The sequence below is a fragment of the Campylobacter concisus genome (genome assembly GCF_902460665.1).
GTDB classification, from domain to species: domain Bacteria; phylum Campylobacterota; class Campylobacteria; order Campylobacterales; family Campylobacteraceae; genus Campylobacter_A; species Campylobacter_A concisus_AL.
Genome location: NZ_CABPUR010000001.1, coordinates 90,339 through 110,536, shown reverse-complemented (window position 1 = coordinate 110,536; position 20,198 = coordinate 90,339). Strand labels below are relative to the sequence as shown.

The window sequence follows — 20,198 nt, the reverse complement described above, 5'->3', positions numbered from 1 at the left end:
ATTTTAAAATTTATTTAAAATTGATAAATTTATTAGAAAAGAAATAAAGATATAGAGATTTAGCTTTTTTATATAAAATGAAGAAATTAATTCTAATTTTACTTTATTTAAAAAGGTTAGTCATATTATTGAGTAGATAAATTAATACTAAAGATAGAAAAATTTAAAATAGACTGTAAATTTTTTGAATAAAAGAAATGTATAAATGAAATTTAGTAAGGAGAGCAGATCGCTCTCCGATGGATTATTTATCTCTTAAGCCAAGCTCAGAGATTAGTTTTGAATATGTAGTGTAGTCTTTGTTTTTAAGATACTTTAAAAGTCTTTTTCTTTGACCAACTAGTTTTAAAAGACCTAAGCGTGATGAAAAGTCTTTTTTGAAAATTTTAAGGTGTTCTGTAAGTTCAGTTATTCTAGCTGTTAAAAGAGCTATTTGAACTTCTGGAGAGCCTGTATCTCCCTCTTTTCTAGCGAATTTCGCAACTATTTGAGCTTTTTTAGCCGAATCCAAAGCCATAATGACCTCCTGATTGGTGAATTTTGGAAGAGCGATTATAGCATTTAAAACATAAAGTTAGATAAAACTACGCTTTTTAAAAATTAATGAAAAATGCAGTAAAAATTTAATAAAATTATGGCTATTTAAAGACTTAAGGAAGATAAATGCTTTTTACAAAGGCAAGCGAATACGCTCTACTTTCACTTATTTTAATATCTCAAAAATCATCTCCAGTTGATGTTGATACGATCTCAAATGAACTTAAAATTTCAAAAAGCTTTTTAGCCAAAATTTTACAAAATCTTGCAAAAGATGGAATTTTAAAGTCATTTAAAGGGGCAAATGGCGGTTTCGCGCTAAATAACGAACCTGAAAATTTAAGCATAAAAAAGATAATAGAGTGCGCTGAAAAACGTGAACTTAACGTCTTTGAGTGCTCATCTTCTGCGGATGGCTGCCCGTCAAATAAAGCCTCAAGCTGTCAAATTTGGTCGATGTTTAGTGGTCTTCAAGGCAAGATCGACGAGATGCTTGATGCGATAAAACTAAGTGACATCGTTAAGAAGTAAAGTTGGCAAAGCAAAAAAATAACATCTTAACTCTTGTTGCGCCGTTTCTTGCGCCAATTGTTAAGTTTAAAAGTCTTAGCATCGTTGGTATTATTGTTGCCATCCTTGCTATCATCATCGTACCACTTCCAAGCACGGTGCTTGACTTTTTTCTGGCGCTTTCGATCTCGATTTCTGTGCTTATAATCTTAATTTCGATTTATGTGCCAAAACCAACTGATCTTAGTACATTTCCGACACTAATTCTTATCGTTACGCTTTTTCGCCTCTCGCTAAATATCGCAACCACGCGTATGATCTTAAGCGAAGGTCACAACGGTCCAGAAGCGGTCAGCGAGATCATCTCAAGTTTTGGAAATTTCGTCGTTGGTGGCAACTTTGTCATCGGCACCATCGTCTTTTGTATCCTGGTTCTCATAAATTTCATGGTCGTAACAAAGGGCTCAACCCGTGTGAGTGAGGTGCAAGCGCGTTTTACACTTGATGCGATGCCAGGTAAGCAAATGGCGATAGATGCGGACTTAAACGCAGGTTTGATTGATGAAAAAACAGCGCGCGAAAGACGCCAAGCCATCATCGGTGAGGCAAATTTCTATGGCGCGATGGATGGTTCGTCTAAATTTATAAAAGGTGACGCCGTAGCTGGCATCATCATCACTATCATTAATATCATCGGTGGCTTTGCTATTGGCTCGTTTCAGCACGGCCTTGATATGGCGACATCGGCTCAGTATTATACGATCCTAACCATCGGTGATGGCCTTGTGAGCCAGATCCCAGGACTTATCACATCAACAGCGACTGCTATTATCATCACAAGGGCTAGCAAGGACGACGAGGACTTTGCAGAAGGCACGTTAAATCAGCTATTAGGAGACTATAAAACCTTGCTGATAGTAGGCTTCATACTATTTATGTTTGCCCTTGTTCCTGGTCTGCCAACTCTCTCTCTTGGCTTTATTGCAGTGCTATTTTTGGGACTTGGCTACATCATCAAGCAGACCAAAGATGGAGGGCTAAATTTAAGCCTTGCACCAAAAGACAAAACAGCTTCTAAAAAAGCTGGAGCCGCTACGCAAGGTGGAGCAGGGGCAGCTGCTAGTGGTGCCACTACTAAGGTGCCAAAGAAGAGCGATGAAGAGATCGCAAGAGAAGAAGAGACTAAGATAAACGACATCTTAAAGCTTGAAATTTTAGAGCTTGACCTAGGATATGGCTTGTTAAAGCTAGCTGATGTGGATCTCATTGAGAGGATTCGTGCTATGAGGCGAAATATCGCTTCAAGTCTTGGCTTTTTGATGCCAAAGATAAGGATCCGCGACAACCTTCAACTACCGCCAAACGAGTACCGCTTTAAGCTAAAAGGTATCGTGATCGGTCAGGGTGAAATTTATGCTGATAAATTTCTAGCGATGGATAGTGGACTAGTTAGCGAAGATATCGAGGGGATTCCGACAAAAGAGCCAGCTTTTGGACTAGATGCGCTCTGGATCGATGCTAGCGTCAAAGAGGATGCCATACTTAGTGGCTACACGATAGTTGATCCTGCAAGCGTCATCTCAACGCATATGAGTGAGCTTATCAAGCAAAACGCAGCCGAGCTTCTAACTCGCCAAGAGACGCAAAATTTATTAGACAAGCTAAAGATCGACTACCCAGTTGTAGTCGAGGATACGCTAAGGATCGCACCTATAAATTTGATCCAAAAGGTTTTAAAAGCGCTGCTTAAAGACAATATCCCGATCAAAGATTTGCTTAGCATACTTGAATCAATTAGCGACATCGCCGAGGTTAGCAAAAACCTAGACATGATCATCGAGCACGTACGTGCAGCACTCTCACGTGTCATCACTTCGCTTTATGTCGATGAGAAAGGTCAGCTAAATTTTTACATTTTAGATAGTGCCGCACAGCAAAAGCTTATGGACGCGGTGCAGTATAAAGACGGTGCGTATCATCTTATGATAAATGTGGCTCAAACTTCATCGATCGTTCAGGCTCTAAGGCATGAAAAAGAGAAACGTCCGATGAGTCAGCATGGCGAAATGGTGCTTTGTGTGGAGCCAAGTCTAAGAAAATTTATAGCAAATATCTGCGCAAATTTTGCCATCGACATCGTGGTGCTAAGCTTTGCTGAGATCTCGGCAAATACGCCATTTGAAACGGTTGGCGTCATAGAAATAGAAAATTTATAAAGGAAAACGATGAAAATTTATCACCTCTCACACACCGATCTTGACGGATACGGCGCACAATACATAACAAATTTTTACTTCAAAGATGTGAAATTTTTAAACTCAAACTACGGCAGAGAGATAGATGATAAATTTGCTCAAATTTTAACTGAGATAGATGCCTCAAATGACGATAAAAACATCATTTTGATCACTGATCTAAATTTAACTCTAGCTCAGTGTGAGAGCTTTGAGGAGATGATAGAGGGTAAAAATATAAAGCTATTTTTACTAGATCATCACCAAAGCGGTGCCGAGTGCGCGAGTAGCTACCCTTGGTATTTTTTGGATAGTTCAAGGTGCGCTACAAAGATCACTTACGACTTTTTTGCGGGCATTTTTGGTCAAAACAAAGAGCTTGAAATTTTTAGTGACGTCGTAAATGCCGTGGATATCTGGCTAAAAGATGATAAAAATTTCGAAATGGGCAAAGTTTGCTTGGGACTTGTTGCAAATGCTAAAGAGATAAATAAAGTGATGTTTGAAGCTGAAAATAACCTCTATATGGATCATCTCTTAAAAGAAGCAAGCAAATTTTTTAACGAGAAAAACGACTATATCGGCCTTGATATGCAGGTGCATGCTATTAAGAAGTCATTTTTCAAAGAGGATAAAGACGATACGCTAAGTAATCTAATCTCAAACTACGTCGTAAAAAAACTTAGTGAAAATAAAGAGAAATTTAGCATCACTTATAAAGATCATAAAGGAATTTTAACCTACAATATCGGCAATGTTTCGGTCATCGGCAACGACTTTTTAGTGGCAAATCCTGAATTTGACTTCTTTATCGACGTGACAAATAAAAAAACGCTAAGTTTTCGCGCAAATGGCAAGCTTGACGTTAGCGCCATGGCAAAGCACCTAGTTGGCGGCGGCGGACACGTGAACGCAAGTGGCGGATTATTTGCAAATTTCAAAGATGGCTTTAGCTACGAGCCGATCAAAGCACAGATAATCGATCTAATAACTAAAAAAACACAGGAGGATATATGAAAGAAGAAGAGGTAAGCGTAGAAGAACTTAGCTACGAGCTTAGTATGGTGCTTGAGGCGATGTTTTACTATGCTGGAGTGAAAAAAGACAAGCTTGAAGAGGCGGCAAATCTTTATGTCGAGTGCATCGATGATGCGTTAGAAAATTCTGACGCTAGCGGAAGCGACGAGGTCATAGAGATAGTTGAATATATGAAAAAACATCATTCAAAATTATTTAAATAAGGAAAGAAAATGAAGAAAATTTTAGTTTTAGTGGCAGCGGTTTTTGCGTTAAATACTATGGCAAATGAAAATTTAGACAAAGCAAACGAGCTTTATGCAAAGAAAAATTTTAATGAAGCTTATCTTTATTTTAATAAGGCTTGTGGAGAGGGCGAGAAAAAAGCTTGCACGATGAATGCGATCATGCTATTTAACGGCGACGGCGTAGCAAAAGATAGAGTTCAGGCTGAGAAAATTTTTACAAAAATGTGCGACGAAAATGAGGGCATGGCTTGCGAAAAACTAGGTGAAATGATCGCTTATGGCCTTGTAAAAGATAAAGATGCAAACGAAGCAAAGAACGAAGAAAAAGCAAAGGCTTTATTTAAAAAAGCTTGTGATAACGGCTACCAACCAGCTTGCGACTTTGTGACAAAATAAATTTAAGAGGCTTAAAATGGGCTACAAGCATAAAGATTTGATAGGAACTAGAGAGCTTAGCAAAGAAGAAATTTTATATTTTTTAGAGGCGGCGAAAGAGTTTAAGGAGCTAAATTTAAGCCAAGTGAAAAAAAATGACTATCTTCGTGGAAAGACCACGATCAACGCATTTTATGAAAACTCGACAAGAACTAGAACATCCTTTGAGATCGCAGCAAAGAGACTTGGAGCTGATACGATAAATTTCAGCTCATCAAGCTCAAGCGTGACAAAAGGCGAGAGCCTAAATGACACGATGAACAACATGGCTGCGATGAAAAGTGATATCATCGTGCTTCGTCACCCAAGCTCTGGAGCGGCGAAATTTGCAGCTGATAGGACAGAGGCTAGCGTCGTAAATGCAGGGGACGGCACAAATGAGCACCCAAGTCAAGCTCTGCTTGATCTTTTCACACTAAGAGAGCATGGTAAAATTTTAGATAAAAACCTAAACGTGGCGATCATCGGCGACATCGCTAGAAGCCGCGTGGCAAGGTCAGACATCTGGGCGATGAAGAAATTTGGCATAAATTTAAAGCTATTTGCGCCAAGGATGATGATGCCAAAAGATGCTGAGGTCTTTGAGTCTCAAATTTGCAAAAATATGGAAGAAGCCTGCGAGGGCAGCGATGTTATCATCATGCTTCGCATCCAGCTAGAGCGTGGCGGTGCAGACGTGGCGTTTCCAAGTTCGAGGGAGTACTCGAAATTTTTTGGACTAAACAAAAATAGGATAAAGCTAGCAAAGCCTGATGCGATCGTGCTGCACCCAGGACCGATAAATAGGGGCGTGGAGTTAAACTCAGACGTGGCTGATGGCACGCACTCAGTCATACTAAATCAAGTTGAAAACGGCGTTGCTATAAGAATGGCGATACTAAATACGCTTGCAAAAAATAGGGGCTAACGATGAAAATAGCAATAATTAACGGCACTATCCTAAATAGCGACGAGAAATTTAAGGCAAATATCCTAATAGAAAACGGCAAAATAGCCAAAATCGGAAGTGAGAAATTTGAGGCTGATAAAGTCATAGATGCTACAAACAAGCTCGTCATGCCAGGACTTATCGACATGCACGTGCATTTTCGCGATCCTGGTCAAGAGTACAAAGACGACATCATCTCAGGCTCGCAGGCAGCTGTGGCTGGAGGTGTCACAACCTGCCTTTGCATGGCAAATACAAACCCAGTAAATGACAACGCCTCGATCACAAGGGCGATGATAGAAAAGGCTAAAAACTGCGGACTGATCGATCTTTTGCCAATCGCTGCTATCAGCAAAGGGCTTGGTGGCAACGAGATCGTCGAAATGGGCGATCTTATAGAGGCTGGCGCAGTCGCATTTAGTGATGATGGCCTACCAGTGACTAGCTCAAGCGTGATGAGAGCAGCACTTGAGTATTCAAGCATGTTTGGTAGCTTTTGTATAAGCCACTCAGAGGACTGCTCGCTTTGCAGGCAGGGCGTCATGCACGAGGGTAAGGTCTCAGCCATACTTGGACTTCGCGGCATGGCAAGAGAGAAAGAGGAGATCGCAGTTAGCCGCGATATGCTGCTTGCAAAGCTCACTAAAGCGCACATCCATATCGCTCACGTAAGCTCGGAGTACTCGCTAAAGATCATCGAAATGGGCAAAAAAGAGGGTATAAACATCACTTGCGAGGCCACACCTCACCACTTTAGCTTTAGCGATGATGAAATTTTGAAAAATGCCTACGATACAAATTTCAAAATGTCACCGCCGCTTCGTGAGATAAGCGACGTAAAAGCAGTGAGAGAAGCACTAAAAAGCGGCCTTATAGACGTCATAGCAACCGATCATGCCCCGCACCATACAGATGAAAAGATAGTGGAATTTGACAAGGCGCCATTTGGTATCATCGGACTTCAAACTCTTGTGCCACTTACTTTAAAGCTCGTAAATGAGGGCGTTATAAGCTTAGAGCGCATGGTGGAGCTAACATCGACAAATGCAGCTAAGATGCTAAATTTAAAAGATAAGGGCAGGCTTGCTGAGGGCATGCTAGCTGACATCGCGGTGATAGACCCTGAGATCGAGTATGTTTATGATGAAAAGATAAACCGCTCAAAATCGGTAAATTCTCCACTCTTTGGTAAAAAGCTAAAAGGCGCAGCGACTACCACGATAAAAAGCGGCAAGATCGTTTATGAGTTTGGAAAATAATATAAATTTGCTCGTACTTGCGGACAAATCCTAAATCTTCAAAATCCAAAATTTGCTAGAAATTTCTAGCAAATTTTATTTTTTATGAGTTGTATTTTTTGATGATACCGCGAACGACTTTTTCTATAAAAAGTGCAGATTCAACTTCGCAGCATTCTCTTGTTGAGTGAGGTGAGTGGATGTTTGGTCCTATTGAGCAAGCGCTAAGACCCGCTTTTTTCTCCAAAAGTACGCCACATTCAAGTCCAGCGTGAACGGCTGTTATCCTTGCATTTGGCTTATAAATTTTTAGCTCTTCTAGGATGTCGTTTGCAAATTTATCATTTATAGGCTTCCAAGCAGGATTTCTATCTTTTGCGATGACGCTAAAGCCAAGTGCTTTTGCAATCTCAGAAATCTCAAACTCCATTCTATTTAGCCCGTCTTTGCTCATTGACCTTGCAAAAAACTCCACTTCAAGTGTGCCATCATCTTTGATCTTTACAAGTGAGAGGTTTACGCTATCTTGTGGTATGCCTAGCTCGCAGTTATAGGCTCTTACGCCTTGTGAAAATGAGTTGATAAGAGCTAAAATTTTCTTGCCATTTTCTAAAATTTCATCCCCCGTGCCAAGCTTTTTCACGCTTAAATTCTCACACTCGCTCTTTAGCTCCTTATCACTTAAAACCAGTGCAGTTGCGCCACTTGGGATAGAGTTGCTTCGCTCGCCACCTTCAAATTTGACAAGCTTACAGCCATTTTTGGCCACAAATGCCGCCAAAACCTTGATTGCATTTGGGATATTTTTATGTATCTCATTACCAGAGTGTCCGCCAGGAAGCCCACTTACTTTTACTTCATAAAGCGTGCTCTCCTTTGTTTTTTTGCTATTAAGCGAGATAGTGGCAAATAAATTTACACCGCCAGCACAGCCGATAGTGACGCGGTCGTCTTCTTCGCTGTCTAAATTTAAAAGCTTATCGGCTTTGAGATCGCCACTAAAGCCAGTGGCTCCGATCATGCCGACTTCTTCGTTGTTTGTAAAGAGGCACTCAATGTCATCGAATTCGCTTATCATCTGCATCATGATAGCCACGCCAATGCCGTTATCGGCACCTAAAGATGAGTTTTTAGCCCTCATGTAGCCATCATCGCCATAAACTATCTCAATCTTTGGAGCATCACCCATGCAGACCATATCGTAGTGACTTTGCAAGCAAATTTTTGGCTTGCCTTTAAACGCATGAATGTTGCCAAAACTGTCGACTGTGACCTCACAGCCCTTATTTTTTGCATAGCTAGCTAGAAAATCACGCATCTTATCGGTCTCATAACTGCAGTGTGGTATCGCAGCAAGTGTCTCAAATTTCGTTAGAATTTCACTATTTGACATATTTGCCTTCTTTAAATTTATTTTATCTCGCCTTTATAGCCAGTCGCATCGACCGCCTTTAAAAGCTCTTTTTCATCGACCTTGTCATCTGCTATAACGACAGCTTTTCGCTCTTTTAGCGATACATCTGCCTTTTTTACGCCCTCAACGCTAAGAGCAGCCTTTCTTACTATCGCTGTGCAAAGCGGACAGTGCATGCTAGGTACTGAAATTTCTATCTTTTTATCAGCATAGCAACTAAGTGCAAGAAGGGTTAAAACCAAAATTTTATGCATAAATTTCTCCTAAAAGCTCCGGATATGTAAGGAGTAAAAGCAAAATCACTCCAAAAAGTATATATATAAGTATCCATTTTTTCTTTTTATAGCTTAGGTTGCAGCTTTTTGGCTTGTAAAATAAAGCAATGCCAGAAATCACAAAGCAAATGACGGCTATAATGCTTAAAGGGACGCGGTATTCGTATAAATTTTGTGTCCAAGATAGAAAAGAAAAAGATGTGCCAAAAAGCAAAAAAAGAAGCGCTGGCAAGCAGCACAAGGTAGCGCCGATAGCACTACCTATGGATGTAAGTATCAGCCAAAAGGCTCTCATTTTAGCTCTGTTGAAACGTAGTCGTAGCTAAATTCTTTTGGCGAATAGTAGTTTTGTGTGTTGCCATCAACTTCAGCGTATGGATAGCCAAAGTTGTTTAGCGGAGTTTGCTCTGGGGTTGGCTTTAAGATAAAGTCGCGTCCGTAGTTAAAGCCTATCCAGCACATCTCCCAGTTGCCAAAGCAATACTCTCTCACAGCTTTGATCTTAGCATCGTCGTTTGTCAATTTTTCACCCAGCCTTACCTTTGTGACATCTGCTGGATCAACCGGTATCCAACCATAGCCTTTTAGGTAAAACTCGGCCCTGCAGTGCTGTCCGCCTGAAATTTTAGCCACGCCATCTTTTGCGCTACCCATCTGATCTGAAAATCTAGACTGACCAACCCTGATACCAAAAATTTCTCTTGCTGGGATGCCAACTGACCTGCAAAGTCCAACAAAAACTGAGTTTATGTCAGTACATTTGCCAACTAGTTTGCCACTTTCAAGTATGGCTTTAACGTCGCCTGTGCCACATCCAAGGATGCTGTTATCACGCTGCATAGTGTTTGCAACCCACGTGTAGATCGCTTTTGCACGCTCCAAATCGCCTTTAGTATTGCCGATAATCTCTAGCGCTTTTGCTCTTACGACGCCGTCAGTTGGGATGTGTGAAGTTGGTTTTAAAAACTCTAAAACAGCAGGATCTACCTTCTCGTTTGGATCGTAATTTACCTTGCTAAAGTCAGTGTTGCGCTCTGTTGTTTGGATTTTAAACTGCACATTTAAGATAGGTCTTGGCTCATTTTCTTCAAAATCAGCATACATTGTAGGTATTAGCGTATCTGAAATATAGACGTTTTTAGCTGTTGTGTTTATGACGTAGTCTTGGGTTAGTTGCTGATAAGTGGTGCTTAGTGGGAGTGGTAACCAAATTTTTGAGCTTTTGCCCTTTTCAAGCAGTTGGTGTTTGAAATTTACATCGAAATTTCTAACAACTGGATTTGCTGGCTCATCGCTAGCTAGAGTGACACTTGGAAGCAGACTCGCTGCACCTAAAAAACTACTGAATTTAAAAAAATCTCTTCTTTGCATAAAATGCCTTTTTGCTTAATCTTAGCCAAACTTGGCTCTAAAACTGCCTGCTATTCTAGCATAAAATTTTTATTTATGATAAAATCCGCCACATGAAAAAGATTATATTTTTAGGCTTTATAGCGCTATTTTGCAATGGTTGTCTTTATATGAATGAGCGTGGAGTTTCGACGCAATATTATAATGATTGTAAAGAGTATTATGACGCGACTGGCACCTACCAAAAAGAGTGTCCGCACAACATTGTCGACTGGAAATAGCGTGGATCTTAGCAAATTTAACGAGCAGCAAAAGCAAATTTTAAATAGGATAGAAAATTTAGCAAATTTTGATTGCGAATTTAGCCTCTCTGATAGTGTAAATGTCAAATTTAAAGAGCTGAACGCTGCGAGCAAAGATGAAATTTACAACCTCGCCCTTAGCCTAAAGCCTTGGCGAAAAGGGCCATTTGAAATTGGTGATATATATATAGATAGCGAGTGGCAAAGTTTTATTAAATTTAATATCCTCGCCTCACACTTAAATTTAGCTGGCAAAAGCGTGGCTGATGTGGGTTGTAATAATGGATATTATATGTTTAAGATGCTTGAGTACGGTCCAAAAAGCATAACTGGCTTTGATCCTAGCGTGCATACATATTTGCAGTTTGCTTTTTTAAATAAATTTATCCGCTCAAATATCGCTTACGAGCTTCTTGGAGTAGAGAGCTTGCCAGAATACGCAGCGAAATTTGACACCATTTTTTGCCTTGGCGTGATATACCACAGAAGCGATCCTATCAAGATGCTAAAAGAGCTAAAAACTGCGCTAAATCCTGGTGGTGAGCTATTTTTAGATACGATGTATATAGATATGGATGGAGATTTTGCGCTGAGCCCAAAAGATAGATACTCAAAAATCCCAAATATCTACTTTGTGCCAACACTCTCAGCACTTCAAAACTGGTGCGAGAGAGCTAAATTTAGGGATTTTACCTTGCTTGAAACAAAGGCGACTGATCTAAACGAGCAGCGAAAAACACAGTGGATAGATGGCGAGAGCCTTGGAAATTTCTTAGACCCAGATGACAGCACAAAGACCATCGAGGGCTATCCAGCGCCAAAAAGAGCATATGTTAGAGTTAAAATTTAAGGATAAAAATGGCAGAAGAAAATATCTATGATGTAAAAGACGAATCGCAAATAATCTTACCAGAAGATGAAAATCCGCTAAGAAATGAGATCAAAACAGCTCCACTTACAAAGCTAAATTTTAGTGGAACGGCATTTTTACTTGAAAAAAATCATGCAAAGACTAGATTTTTTACTACAGATGATATGGTGTGCGATACTGAGGGGCTTATTCATAGTGGGTTTATTTTTATGGGCGCAAATCATGCTGCGCTTTTGGCTATTAATGAAGAATTTTGCGTTAGTATCGGGGCTAGGATAAATTTCTTTGGACCACTAAAGCTTGGTGACGTGGTGGAATTTGACGCTCAAGCAAGATTTGAAGAGAGCAGAAAAAGAGAAGTAAAAGTACTTGGATACATTAAAGATATAAAAATTTTTGAAGGAGTATTTCAACTTGTCACACTTGAAGAGCATATCTTCTTGACTCAACAAAAAAATATCCAAAAAGAAGCTGCTATAAGGCAGAAAAAAGAGCGAGAAGAAGCTAAGGCTAATAGCTAGTAAAGTAAGTAAGAATTTTTGATTTTCTTATATTCAATCTCAAATAAAACGAAATTTTAAAAAGACAATCTTTATCTCATTATCCTATTTTGGTAAATAATTGGTAACATTTTTTAAAATTTTAAGGAAAATTAAGCAATAAAATTAATTTTCTATGATAATATCCTTTCAAAACTTTTTATCAAAAGGAGATTTAGATGAAACTTACAAAAGTTAGCTTAGCTGCTTTGGTTGCTTTAGGTGCATTTTCAAGCGTTGCAAGTGCAACTCCACTTGAAGAAGCCATAAAAAATGTAGATCTTTCAGGATTTGCAAGATATCGTTATACAAATGATAGTACTAAAAAAACTAAAGCTGATACTGTAAAGGGTAATAGTGCTGGTCATGCGTTTAGAATGGAGACAGCATTTAAAGCTGCAATAGACGATAACTTCTTTGGTGTTTTAAGACTAAGATATTCTGCCACTGATGATTCAGGCGATAAAGTAGCAACTGGTACAGATAAAACAAATACAACAAATTCTTTTGGTGTATATGAGATGTATCTAGGATACAAAGTATCTAACACTACTATTACAGCTGGTAAACAACTTATCAAAACTTTCTATGATGATGGTGATATAGCAGCTACTGGTCTAAAAGCGGTAAGTACAGATGTATCTGGTCTTACTTTAACAGCTGCTGCTTATGATGCCATAGAAAACAATAGTGATGAAGTAGATGGACCTTTCCTAAAAGAAGTAACGGATGGTACAAAATTTCATGATGCTCCTGCTAACCTTTATTATTTAGGTGCAGTTGGTAGCTATGACCCAGTATCATTTAAAGTAGCTATTGCAAATCTACAAGAAATAGCAACACTTTATGGTGCTGAAGCAGCATTTAGCTTTAATGTAACTGACGATATAAACCTAAACCTAAAAGGTCAATATGTTTATAGTGATTCAGATCACAAAAAAGTAACTGATGCTGACTTTTGGGCTGTTCAAGCTGGAACAAAACTATTTGGTGCTAAATTTAATGCTGGTTACCTAGAATTTGACGCTAAAAATAAAGATAATGATGCTAGAAATAGCGGTAAAATCGCATTTACATCAATCGATGCAAATGGTCAGCTAATCAACCCAGCTAAAATACTAAATAGCGTAATGAGTGGTGGTGGCAAACAATACTACAATAATATCAAAGGTGACAACGATTACTGGTTTGTTAATGCTGGATATGATATAGATAAATTTGGTCTTGGTGCTGGTTATACTCAAGGTAAAGGCACAAGCTATGCTCTTAATAAAGAGAGAGCAAAAAGAAATGAGTGGTATGCACAAGCTAGCTACAAATATAGCAAAAAACTTAATTTCCTAACTTGGTATGCAGCTGCTAAAGATAAAAAAGATAGCGAAAGCTTTAAACAAAATCGTATAAGATTTGAAGCAAAATATAGCTTCTAAAACATTATATCCGAGCGAGCTTTCCGCTCGGATCTTTTTAAAATTTAAAATAGACCCCACACAAAATTTCTCTACCCTTTTTTGACTGACTCTTAGTTTTATAAAAAATATAAATTTTTAATAGTGGTTAAGCACATTTTAGAAGTTTGAAACTTGAAATTAATACCAACGAAATTTTTAGCTATTTTTTACTATATCTATCCAATAATCAATATTGTTTTGCTCTACCTTTAGTGTACTACTTTCTCCGTGTCCTGGATAAAGCGTGAAGTTACCTTTTAAATTTTTACACTTTTCTAGACTTTTTAACATTTCATTTTTATCTGAAAAAGGAAAATCCCAGCGCCCTATGCTTCCTCTAAATAAAAAATCTCCACTAAACATCATGTCATCTATCTCTATCATCGAGCAACCTGGTGTATGCCCTGGGAAATGATGAAATTTGATGCAAAAATCATCAATGTTAAAATTTTCATCATTATTAACCAAAACATCTGGAGTAAAAGTACTTTTCATATAACCAAAAATATCACTCTCACACATGAAAGCATCAAATTTGTTAATATAAACTGGAATTTCTAGCTCATCTTTTAACTTACCAGCATCGAAAATATGATCAAAATGCCCATGAGTACAAAGGATGGCTTTTAAATTTTTAGCATTTTGCAAAACCCATTCTTTTGCCCCATCTCCTGGATCTATCACTAAAGATGAGTTATCTTTTGTAACGATGTAACAATTAGTGCCAAAATCCCCAAAACTTTTGTGTATTACTCTCATTTTTTACCTTAAATTTATTATTTCTTAAAATTTTACATCTTTTTACTTAAACTTAAAGAAAAATTTTAAATTTACTTAGTATAATTTTTGCAAAAGGAAGCAAATCTAGGCAAAGGAAGAATGAAGGAGTATCAAAAAATCGAAGAAACTTTAGTTTTAAGCTTAAAAGATAAAACTAAAGATAAAAATTTGTTGTTGGGTGTTAGTGGAGGTATTGATTCTGCTGTAGTAGCGACTTTGTGTGCAAGAGCAAAACCAAATGAAACTCATGCACTCATCATGCCAACAGCATCATCAAACAGACAAAATATGGACGATGCCTTAAATTTATGCGAAAAACTAAACATAAAATATAAGGTTTTATCCATAGAGGGCATTTTAAATGCCTTTTACGAAACGATAGATGTAAATTTAAGCAATTTAAGAAAAGGGAATTTAGCAGCTAGAGTTAGAATGAGCTTGCTTTATGATTATTCATCTAGTATAAACGCTCTAGTTATCGGAACAAGCAACAAAAGTGAGCTTATGCTTGGATACGGTACGATATTTGGGGATTTAGCATGTGCAATAAATCCTATCGGAGAGCTTTACAAAAGTGAAATTTTTGAATTTGCAAAACATCTTGGGGTTGATAAAAATTTTATCAACAAAGCACCTTCGGCTGATTTGTGGGATGGACAAAGTGACGAAGGCGACATAGGTTACAGTTATGCTGTTATCGATGAGATTTTAGAAAATTTAGAAAATAACAAGGAGCAAGTCATCAAAAAGTTTGGATTAAAAGCAGTATCGGATATAGAAAATAGAGTTGTTTCAAACAGGTTTAAACGACAAATGCCGTTGATAGTGAAAATTTAAAGGATTAAAGATGAGAGAGATTCCGTTTTATAGACCAACTATCACTGAGCGTGAAAGTGAGCTTATTGAAGAGGCTTTGCACTCTGAAAATACTACTAATATCGTTGCTAGATTTGAAGAGAAGTTAAAAGAGTATTTTGGTGCAAAATTTGTAGTTACCACAAATAATATCGCTGCCGCACATCACTTGGCACTAAGTGCACTTGACACTAAACGCGGAGATAAGGTCATTTGCTCCATAAATGCTTTTCCTAGCATTGCACAAGCTGTTAGACATTTTGATGCTGAACCTATTTTTGTGGATGTTGATGAAGAAGATTTTAACATCTGCCCAGACGCCCTTGAGAAAGTACTAAAAGAACAAAATCACAAAAAATTAAAATGTGCTTTTATTTCTCATATCGCAGGTCAAAGTGCTAGGATGGATGAGATAACGGCGGTTTGTGAGAAATACGGCGTAAAAATTTTAGATGACGCAAATCGCGGTATGGGACTAACATACAATGGCAAAAAAGTTGGTTCAGACTCCTTTTTATCGTGCTTTCAAACACATTCTCGTGTACAAAATCCTATATCAACGGTTGGATTTTTTACGACAAATGATGAGGAAATTTATAAAAGAGCAAAACTACTTCGCAACTATGCCCTTGTAAATGGCATTGATAAATTCGGTAGCTTGAGTTATATTTATGATGTCGTAGATATTGGCTTAAAGTATGATATAAACTCGATAAATGCAGCATTTTCTATTGCGCAGCTAGAAAGAACGGACAAGCTCATACAAAGAAGACAAGAGATCGCAAAAATTTATGATAAAGAGCTTGGCGAGTGCCACAATATAACAATCCCTGTCAAAAAACGCGAACACATTTATACTCAGTATATTATTAAGATAAATAAAAATCGTGACGGCTTTGCCAGAGAGCTTTTGGAGCACGGCATTCACACATCATTGCACTACATACCGATACATTTACTAAGCTATTACAAAAACAAATACTCACTTAAAGTAAATGATTTTCCAAATGCTTTAAAAAATTATCAGCAAGTGTTGTCACTGCCTATTTATCATAGTTTGAGTGACGAAGAGGTGCAATACATCTGCAGCAAAGTAAAAGAAATTTCTAAAACTCGTGTTTAAGAAATTAAATATTTTCTTGCATTCTTGGGCGAATGACTACTTTTTTCGCCCAAATTTCTTTCAAATTTTACTAGCATTTTTACTTTTGCCATTAAGTTTTATCTATTTTCTTATTGTTATTTTTAAGAAATTTACTGCTAGAAAAATAGACTTTGGCATAAAGGTAATAAGCGTTGGAAATTTAACTCTAGGAGGAAGTGGAAAGACTCCACTTTGCGTGGCAATTGCTAAAAATTGCGAGGGCGCTTTTATCATTCTTAGAGGCTATAAAAGAAAAAGCAAAGGCATGCAAGTTGTCGCTCGAAATGGCGAAATTTTACTTGACGTAGCAGCAAGTGGCGATGAAGCGATGATATATGCCACAAGTCTTAAAAACGCAAATGTAATAGTAAGCGAAGATAGAAAATTAGCCATAGAGTACGCCAAGACTCACGGTGCGAAGTATATTTTGATGGATGACGGGTTTTCTAAATTTGACATAGCTAAATTTGACATATTAATGCGTCCAAATCCAGAGCCAAAGCTAAAATTTTGCCTACCAAGCGGGGCTTATAGATATCCGTTTAGCTTTTATAAATTTGCTGATTTTATAGCGATTGAAGGGCAAACTCATTTTAGAAAGAGTGAAATTTTAAATAAAAGCGAAAAAATGGTTCTAGTTACTGCCATAGCAAACCCAGAGCGCCTCAAGCCATTTTTTGATGAATGCGTAGCTCAGGTATTTTTTCCTGATCATTATGATTTTTCAAAAGATGAGCTGAGTGAAATTTTGCAAAGTTACGGTGCCACCTCGCTTTTGATGACGCAAAAGGACTATGTAAAGGCAAAAGATTTTGGTTTGCCAGTATCGCTTATCACGCTTAAAGTTACGCTAAGCGAGGAGTTTCAAAAGGTTTTAGAGCGACAAATTTAAGCCCATTTTGTTATAATGAGCCACTTTTTAAAAGGAAAATTTAGATCAAAATGAGAATTTTAATCACCTCAGTCGCAAAGAAAAAAGAGGTAAAGAGACTAAGCAAGAAGCTCGTTAAAAAGGGCTTTGCAGCTTGTGTAAGTAGCTTTAGCGCAAAAAGCATTTATCTTTGGCAAGAGAAGCTTTGCGATGAAAAAGAGCAAATTTTACTCATAAAAACGGACGTGAAATTTAAAAAGGTGGCTAAATTTATAAGAAAGCACCACAGCTACGAAACCCCAGAAATTTTGGCACTTAGGCCAAAAGAGGTTTTTAAAAAATATGAAAAATGGATAAAAAAATCAACCAAAAAAGGCAAAAAATGAGACTAACACCAACTAGAAGCGTAAAAGATGAAAAGGTAAAAAATGTAAATTTAAGCACAGCTATGCTTAGCCCAAGCTCCGCTAATGGTGGACTTTACGCGCCAAAAAAGCTTCCAAAGATAACAAAATCAAAGTGGCAAGAGCTCTCACAATTAAGCTACGAGAAGCTCGCACTTTATATCATATCACTATTTAAATTTGATGTGTCAGAGGCGTTTTTCAAAAAAGCGGTTAAGAGATACGCGAGTTTTGACGATCCAAAGCACCCAGTTATTTTTAAAAAAATAGATAAAAATTTATACGTAAATGAGCTCTATCACGGCCCAACAAGGGCATTTAAGGATATGGCGCTTCAGCCCTTTGGCTCGCTGCTTAGCCAGCTAGCAAAAGAAAGAGGCGAAAAATACCTTATCATGTGTGCAACTAGCGGTGATACAGGTCCTGCGACACTTCAAACCTTTGCAAACGACGAAAATATCAAGGTTGTCTGCCTCTATCCAGATGGCGGCACGAGCGAGGTGCAAAAGCTGCAAATGCAGACCATACAAGGTGAAAATTTAAAGGTTTTTGGCATAAAAGGCGACTTTGACGACGCTCAAAGGGCGCTAAAGATGCTGCTTGCAAATGATAAATTTAAATCTGAGCTTAAGAAAAAGTGCCTTAAACTAAGTGCGGCAAACTCGGTAAATTTTGGCAGGATACTCTTTCAGATCATCTACCACGCCTACGCCTACGCAAATTTACTAAAGCAAAAGGCGCTTAAGGCAAACGAGAGCTTTGACATCATCGTGCCAAGTGGAAATTTTGGCAACGCACTTGGAGCATATTACGCTAAAAAAATGGGAGCAAAGATTGGTAAGATCAAGATCGCCTCAAACACAAACAATATCTTGACGCAGTTTTTTACTACCGGCGTTTACGACCTCAGGGATAAAAAGCTGGTTAAGACGATAAGCCCAGCCATGGACATTTTGATCAGCTCAAACGTCGAGCGCTTGCTGTTTGATAAATTTGGTAGCGTTAGAACCAATGAACTCATGCAAAGCCTAGCTAAAGATAAATCTTATAAACTTAGCAAGCAGGAGCTTGAAGCGCTAAAAGAGGACTTTGAGGCTAGCTGGTGCGACGACAAAGAATGTGAAAGCTACATCGCAAAGCTCGCAAGGGGCGGCTACGCGATCGATCCGCATACAGCTACTTGCTTTAAAATGGTGGATGCTGGCCGCATAAATGTCATCACATCGACCGCGCACTGGGTGAAATTTACGCCAAGCATGATCAAAGCGTGCCAGATCAAAGATACAAAAGATGAAAAAGATGCGCTGGCAAAGGCTGCTAAAATTTTAAATGACAGCGTACCAAGCTCGATAAATTCGTTATTTAGCGCAAAAATTTTGCATAAAAGTATTATAAAAGAGGACGAGATCGAAAAGTGCGTCCTAGAATGGATCGAGCGATGATAATCATCCCGGCTCGCCTTGCCTCAACAAGGTTTAGTAATAAAATTTTAAAAGAGATAAATGGCGTGCCGATGTTTGTAGCGACGGCTCTTAGAGTAAGCGGCGTGGACGATGTGGCGGTTGCTGTGGATGAGCCAAGCGTGCTTGATATCGCCAAAGCTCACGGCATAAAAGCGGTGCTAACTAGCAAAGATCATCAAAGCGGGACTGATAGGATAAACGAAGCGGCGCAAATCTTGGGGTTAAATGAGAGCGAGATCATCATAAATGTTCAGGCTGATGAGCCATTTATTGAGCCTGAAAATATCGCTAAATTTAGGGCTTTTTGCGAGCAAAATAGGGAAAAAGCCTTTATGTTTTCTTGTTATAAAAAGATGGATGATGAGTTTGCGGATGATAAAAATTTAGTCAAAGTGGTGACTGATTTTGAGGGATATGCGCTTTATTTTTCAAGATCAAGGATACCATTTAACAGAAGCGAGTGCAAAAGCTACAAGGCGCACCTTGGCATCTACGGATACAGCGTAAAGAGCCTAAAAGAGTTTTGCGGTCTCTTGCCTTCAAGCCTTGAAAACACAGAAAAACTCGAGCAGCTGCGCGCCTTAGAAAATGGCAAGAAGATAGCGATGCTAGAGGTTGAAAGTCAAAGTATCGGCATCGATAGTGAAGAGGACTACCAAAGAGCGCTAGCTAAATTTGGCAAAAAGTAATGTAAATAAATTCTCTTTAATAAACATATGTATTAAAGAGAATTTTGGTGTATTTTATAGTTTTATTTTTATAGACCTTGATGTAAAAATATTTTTGTAATAAAGCTAAGAGTAGAGCTTCAATTTTAGGTTATTTTTCTATCTTCTTAAATTTTATTTTTTTGATTTTATTTTTAACTACGTGAAATTTTGAAGCTGCAGCCGAGCATAGATCCTTGTAAGTAACCAAAATTTTTGACTCTTTTTTAGTGCAAATGACTGCAAAAACGCTCTCAAGGTCGATTCTCTCTTTTTGTGTTAAATTTTCCATCTATTTTCCTAGCAATTTTCTCATCTTATTGACAACAAATAATATTTCATCATCGTCAAGCTCACATAGCAGTTTGCAAACAGCAGCAGCAGCTTGTGGCTTTGAGTTGCCAAGCCTCCAATCTTGATATGTTCTCATTGGTACACCAAGCTCTTCTGCCATTTTTGCTTGTGAAATTTTCTTACCGATATTTTTTGCCTCAACTGCATTGTGAAGCAAATTAAATATATCACTTGTTTCAATCATTAAAGTATTATACGGATTATTTTATTAAATATACATAAAATAATATATAAATGATAGTAATACGTATAAATAAATTAAAAAATATTA

Annotated in this window: 25 protein-coding genes; 17 read left to right on the top strand and 8 right to left on the bottom strand. The window is 38.1% G+C overall.

The window, feature by feature from the left end; translation table 11 throughout:
- Positions 1-244 precede the first annotated feature (244 nt).
- Positions 245-517, bottom strand: a complete 273-nt coding sequence (rpsO, locus tag F3G66_RS00575; protein ID WP_004317763.1) for a 30S ribosomal protein S15 — start codon at positions 515-517, stop codon at positions 245-247.
- 146 nt (positions 518-663) lie between these two features.
- Here rpsO and F3G66_RS00570 point away from each other — a divergent pair, with 146 nt between their 5' ends.
- The 7 genes from F3G66_RS00570 to F3G66_RS00540 are packed head-to-tail and all read left to right on the top strand — an operon-like array spanning position 664 to position 7,168.
- The gene (locus F3G66_RS00570; RefSeq protein ID WP_072594593.1) at positions 664-1,068 is read left to right on the top strand and encodes an RrF2 family transcriptional regulator; all 405 of its coding nucleotides are present in this window, start codon (positions 664-666) and stop codon (positions 1,066-1,068) included.
- Positions 1,069-1,070: 2 nt separating this feature from the next.
- On the top strand, positions 1,071-3,263 hold the full coding sequence (gene flhA / locus F3G66_RS00565) for a flagellar biosynthesis protein FlhA (protein ID WP_149706802.1): 2,193 nt from the start codon (positions 1,071-1,073) through the stop codon (positions 3,261-3,263).
- A gap of 9 nt (positions 3,264-3,272) precedes the next feature.
- Positions 3,273-4,298 carry a DHH family phosphoesterase gene (locus F3G66_RS00560; RefSeq protein ID WP_149706801.1) on the top strand — a complete coding sequence of 342 codons (1,026 nt, stop codon included), beginning with the start codon at positions 3,273-3,275 and terminating at the stop codon, positions 4,296-4,298.
- The gene (locus tag F3G66_RS00555) at positions 4,295-4,522 is read left to right on the top strand and encodes a hypothetical protein (protein ID WP_021089755.1); all 228 of its coding nucleotides are present in this window, start codon (positions 4,295-4,297) and stop codon (positions 4,520-4,522) included. The genes F3G66_RS00560 and F3G66_RS00555 overlap by 4 nt, the downstream gene beginning before the upstream one ends.
- A gap of 9 nt (positions 4,523-4,531) precedes the next feature.
- Positions 4,532-4,942 (top strand): tetratricopeptide repeat protein, encoded by a 411-nt coding sequence (locus F3G66_RS00550; RefSeq protein ID WP_021091535.1) that lies wholly within the window; start codon positions 4,532-4,534, stop codon positions 4,940-4,942.
- 16 nt (positions 4,943-4,958) lie between these two features.
- Entirely contained in the window at positions 4,959-5,888 is a 930-nt protein-coding gene (locus F3G66_RS00545; protein WP_149706800.1) for an aspartate carbamoyltransferase catalytic subunit, read from the top strand.
- Between the two features lie 2 nt (positions 5,889-5,890).
- Positions 5,891-7,168, top strand: coding sequence for a dihydroorotase (locus F3G66_RS00540; RefSeq protein WP_149706799.1), 1,278 nt, complete (start codon positions 5,891-5,893; stop codon positions 7,166-7,168).
- Between the two features lie 82 nt (positions 7,169-7,250).
- Here F3G66_RS00540 and F3G66_RS00535 read toward each other — a convergent pair whose 3' ends face one another.
- The 4 genes from F3G66_RS00535 to F3G66_RS00520 are packed head-to-tail and all read right to left on the bottom strand — an operon-like array spanning position 7,251 to position 10,207.
- Positions 7,251-8,540 (bottom strand): M28 family peptidase, encoded by a 1,290-nt coding sequence (locus F3G66_RS00535; RefSeq protein ID WP_149706798.1) that lies wholly within the window; start codon positions 8,538-8,540, stop codon positions 7,251-7,253.
- 17 nt (positions 8,541-8,557) lie between these two features.
- Positions 8,558-8,815 (bottom strand): heavy-metal-associated domain-containing protein, encoded by a 258-nt coding sequence (locus tag F3G66_RS00530; protein WP_149706797.1) that lies wholly within the window; start codon positions 8,813-8,815, stop codon positions 8,558-8,560.
- The gene (locus F3G66_RS00525) at positions 8,808-9,131 is read right to left on the bottom strand and encodes an aryl sulfotransferase (protein ID WP_149706796.1); all 324 of its coding nucleotides are present in this window, start codon (positions 9,129-9,131) and stop codon (positions 8,808-8,810) included. Before F3G66_RS00525 ends, F3G66_RS00530 begins: the two co-directional genes overlap by 8 nt.
- On the bottom strand, positions 9,128-10,207 hold the full coding sequence (locus F3G66_RS00520) for a transglutaminase-like domain-containing protein (protein WP_149706795.1): 1,080 nt from the start codon (positions 10,205-10,207) through the stop codon (positions 9,128-9,130). Before F3G66_RS00520 ends, F3G66_RS00525 begins: the two co-directional genes overlap by 4 nt.
- 92 nt (positions 10,208-10,299) lie before the next feature.
- On the opposite strand from F3G66_RS00520, the gene F3G66_RS09385 reads away from it, so the two are divergent.
- The 4 genes from F3G66_RS09385 (at position 10,300) to F3G66_RS00505 (ending at position 13,328) form a co-directional block, all read left to right on the top strand.
- The gene (locus tag F3G66_RS09385) at positions 10,300-10,467 is read left to right on the top strand and encodes a hypothetical protein (protein WP_002942642.1); all 168 of its coding nucleotides are present in this window, start codon (positions 10,300-10,302) and stop codon (positions 10,465-10,467) included.
- 1 nt (position 10,468) lies between these two features.
- Positions 10,469-11,338 (top strand): tRNA 5-methoxyuridine(34)/uridine 5-oxyacetic acid(34) synthase CmoB, encoded by an 870-nt coding sequence (cmoB, locus tag F3G66_RS00515; protein WP_262481518.1) that lies wholly within the window; start codon positions 10,469-10,471, stop codon positions 11,336-11,338.
- 8 nt (positions 11,339-11,346) lie between these two features.
- Positions 11,347-11,880, top strand: coding sequence for a PaaI family thioesterase (locus F3G66_RS00510; RefSeq protein WP_149706793.1), 534 nt, complete (start codon positions 11,347-11,349; stop codon positions 11,878-11,880).
- 197 nt (positions 11,881-12,077) lie between these two features.
- The gene (locus tag F3G66_RS00505; protein WP_149706792.1) at positions 12,078-13,328 is read left to right on the top strand and encodes a major outer membrane protein; all 1,251 of its coding nucleotides are present in this window, start codon (positions 12,078-12,080) and stop codon (positions 13,326-13,328) included.
- 177 nt (positions 13,329-13,505) lie between these two features.
- Here the strand turns inward: F3G66_RS00505 and F3G66_RS00500 are convergent, their stop codons facing one another.
- The gene (locus F3G66_RS00500) at positions 13,506-14,108 is read right to left on the bottom strand and encodes an MBL fold metallo-hydrolase (protein ID WP_149706791.1); all 603 of its coding nucleotides are present in this window, start codon (positions 14,106-14,108) and stop codon (positions 13,506-13,508) included.
- 120 nt (positions 14,109-14,228) lie between these two features.
- Here F3G66_RS00500 and F3G66_RS00495 point away from each other — a divergent pair, with 120 nt between their 5' ends.
- The 6 genes from F3G66_RS00495 to kdsB are packed head-to-tail and all read left to right on the top strand — an operon-like array spanning position 14,229 to position 19,555.
- The gene (locus F3G66_RS00495) at positions 14,229-14,966 is read left to right on the top strand and encodes an NAD+ synthase (protein ID WP_072594604.1); all 738 of its coding nucleotides are present in this window, start codon (positions 14,229-14,231) and stop codon (positions 14,964-14,966) included.
- Positions 14,967-14,976: 10 nt separating this feature from the next.
- On the top strand, positions 14,977-16,107 hold the full coding sequence (locus tag F3G66_RS00490) for a DegT/DnrJ/EryC1/StrS family aminotransferase (RefSeq protein ID WP_107812299.1): 1,131 nt from the start codon (positions 14,977-14,979) through the stop codon (positions 16,105-16,107).
- The gene (locus F3G66_RS00485) at positions 16,100-17,020 is read left to right on the top strand and encodes a tetraacyldisaccharide 4'-kinase (RefSeq protein WP_149706790.1); all 921 of its coding nucleotides are present in this window, start codon (positions 16,100-16,102) and stop codon (positions 17,018-17,020) included. The genes F3G66_RS00490 and F3G66_RS00485 overlap by 8 nt, the downstream gene beginning before the upstream one ends.
- Positions 17,021-17,070: 50 nt before the next feature.
- Positions 17,071-17,385: a divalent-cation tolerance protein CutA gene (cutA, locus tag F3G66_RS09755; protein ID WP_149706789.1), complete on the top strand. Its 315-nt coding sequence runs from the start codon at positions 17,071-17,073 to the stop codon at positions 17,383-17,385.
- Positions 17,382-18,845: a threonine synthase gene (gene thrC, locus F3G66_RS00475; RefSeq protein ID WP_149706788.1), complete on the top strand. Its 1,464-nt coding sequence runs from the start codon at positions 17,382-17,384 to the stop codon at positions 18,843-18,845. Before cutA ends, thrC begins: the two co-directional genes overlap by 4 nt.
- Complete coding sequence (kdsB, locus tag F3G66_RS00470) at positions 18,842-19,555, top strand: 3-deoxy-manno-octulosonate cytidylyltransferase (protein WP_149706787.1); 714 nt, start codon at positions 18,842-18,844, stop codon at positions 19,553-19,555. Before thrC ends, kdsB begins: the two co-directional genes overlap by 4 nt.
- 130 nt (positions 19,556-19,685) lie before the next feature.
- On the opposite strand, the gene F3G66_RS00465 is transcribed toward kdsB, so the two are convergent.
- Both F3G66_RS00465 and F3G66_RS00460 read right to left on the bottom strand, forming a co-directional pair.
- Complete coding sequence (locus F3G66_RS00465) at positions 19,686-19,865, bottom strand: hypothetical protein (protein WP_021084321.1); 180 nt, start codon at positions 19,863-19,865, stop codon at positions 19,686-19,688.
- Positions 19,866-20,111, bottom strand: a complete 246-nt coding sequence (locus F3G66_RS00460; RefSeq protein ID WP_149706786.1) for a helix-turn-helix domain-containing protein — start codon at positions 20,109-20,111, stop codon at positions 19,866-19,868.
- Positions 20,112-20,198: the final 87 nt, after the last annotated feature.

Bases quoted from the DNA above. Each gene is read 5' to 3' on its own strand.
- rpsO (WP_004317763.1), bottom strand. From the start codon at position 517: ATGGCTTTGGATTCGGCTAAAAAAGCTCAAATAGTTGCGAAATTCGCT.
- F3G66_RS00570 (WP_072594593.1), top strand. From the start codon at position 664: ATGCTTTTTACAAAGGCAAGCGAATACGCTCTACTTTCACTTATTTTA.
- F3G66_RS00560 (WP_149706801.1), top strand. From the start codon at position 3,273: ATGAAAATTTATCACCTCTCACACACCGATCTTGACGGATACGGCGCA.
- F3G66_RS00555 (WP_021089755.1), top strand. From the start codon at position 4,295: ATGAAAGAAGAAGAGGTAAGCGTAGAAGAACTTAGCTACGAGCTTAGT.
- F3G66_RS00550 (WP_021091535.1), top strand. From the start codon at position 4,532: ATGAAGAAAATTTTAGTTTTAGTGGCAGCGGTTTTTGCGTTAAATACT.
- F3G66_RS00545 (WP_149706800.1), top strand. From the start codon at position 4,959: ATGGGCTACAAGCATAAAGATTTGATAGGAACTAGAGAGCTTAGCAAA.
- F3G66_RS00540 (WP_149706799.1), top strand. From the start codon at position 5,891: ATGAAAATAGCAATAATTAACGGCACTATCCTAAATAGCGACGAGAAA.
- F3G66_RS00535 (WP_149706798.1), bottom strand. From the start codon at position 8,540: ATGTCAAATAGTGAAATTCTAACGAAATTTGAGACACTTGCTGCGATA.
- F3G66_RS00530 (WP_149706797.1), bottom strand. From the start codon at position 8,815: ATGCATAAAATTTTGGTTTTAACCCTTCTTGCACTTAGTTGCTATGCT.
- F3G66_RS00525 (WP_149706796.1), bottom strand. From the start codon at position 9,131: ATGAGAGCCTTTTGGCTGATACTTACATCCATAGGTAGTGCTATCGGC.
- F3G66_RS00520 (WP_149706795.1), bottom strand. From the start codon at position 10,207: ATGCAAAGAAGAGATTTTTTTAAATTCAGTAGTTTTTTAGGTGCAGCG.
- F3G66_RS09385 (WP_002942642.1), top strand. From the start codon at position 10,300: ATGAAAAAGATTATATTTTTAGGCTTTATAGCGCTATTTTGCAATGGT.
- F3G66_RS00510 (WP_149706793.1), top strand. From the start codon at position 11,347: ATGGCAGAAGAAAATATCTATGATGTAAAAGACGAATCGCAAATAATC.
- F3G66_RS00505 (WP_149706792.1), top strand. From the start codon at position 12,078: ATGAAACTTACAAAAGTTAGCTTAGCTGCTTTGGTTGCTTTAGGTGCA.
- F3G66_RS00500 (WP_149706791.1), bottom strand. From the start codon at position 14,108: ATGAGAGTAATACACAAAAGTTTTGGGGATTTTGGCACTAATTGTTAC.
- F3G66_RS00495 (WP_072594604.1), top strand. From the start codon at position 14,229: ATGAAGGAGTATCAAAAAATCGAAGAAACTTTAGTTTTAAGCTTAAAA.
- F3G66_RS00490 (WP_107812299.1), top strand. From the start codon at position 14,977: ATGAGAGAGATTCCGTTTTATAGACCAACTATCACTGAGCGTGAAAGT.
- cutA (WP_149706789.1), top strand. From the start codon at position 17,071: ATGAGAATTTTAATCACCTCAGTCGCAAAGAAAAAAGAGGTAAAGAGA.
- thrC (WP_149706788.1), top strand. From the start codon at position 17,382: ATGAGACTAACACCAACTAGAAGCGTAAAAGATGAAAAGGTAAAAAAT.
- kdsB (WP_149706787.1), top strand. From the start codon at position 18,842: ATGATAATCATCCCGGCTCGCCTTGCCTCAACAAGGTTTAGTAATAAA.
- F3G66_RS00465 (WP_021084321.1), bottom strand. From the start codon at position 19,865: ATGGAAAATTTAACACAAAAAGAGAGAATCGACCTTGAGAGCGTTTTT.
- F3G66_RS00460 (WP_149706786.1), bottom strand. From the start codon at position 20,111: ATGATTGAAACAAGTGATATATTTAATTTGCTTCACAATGCAGTTGAG.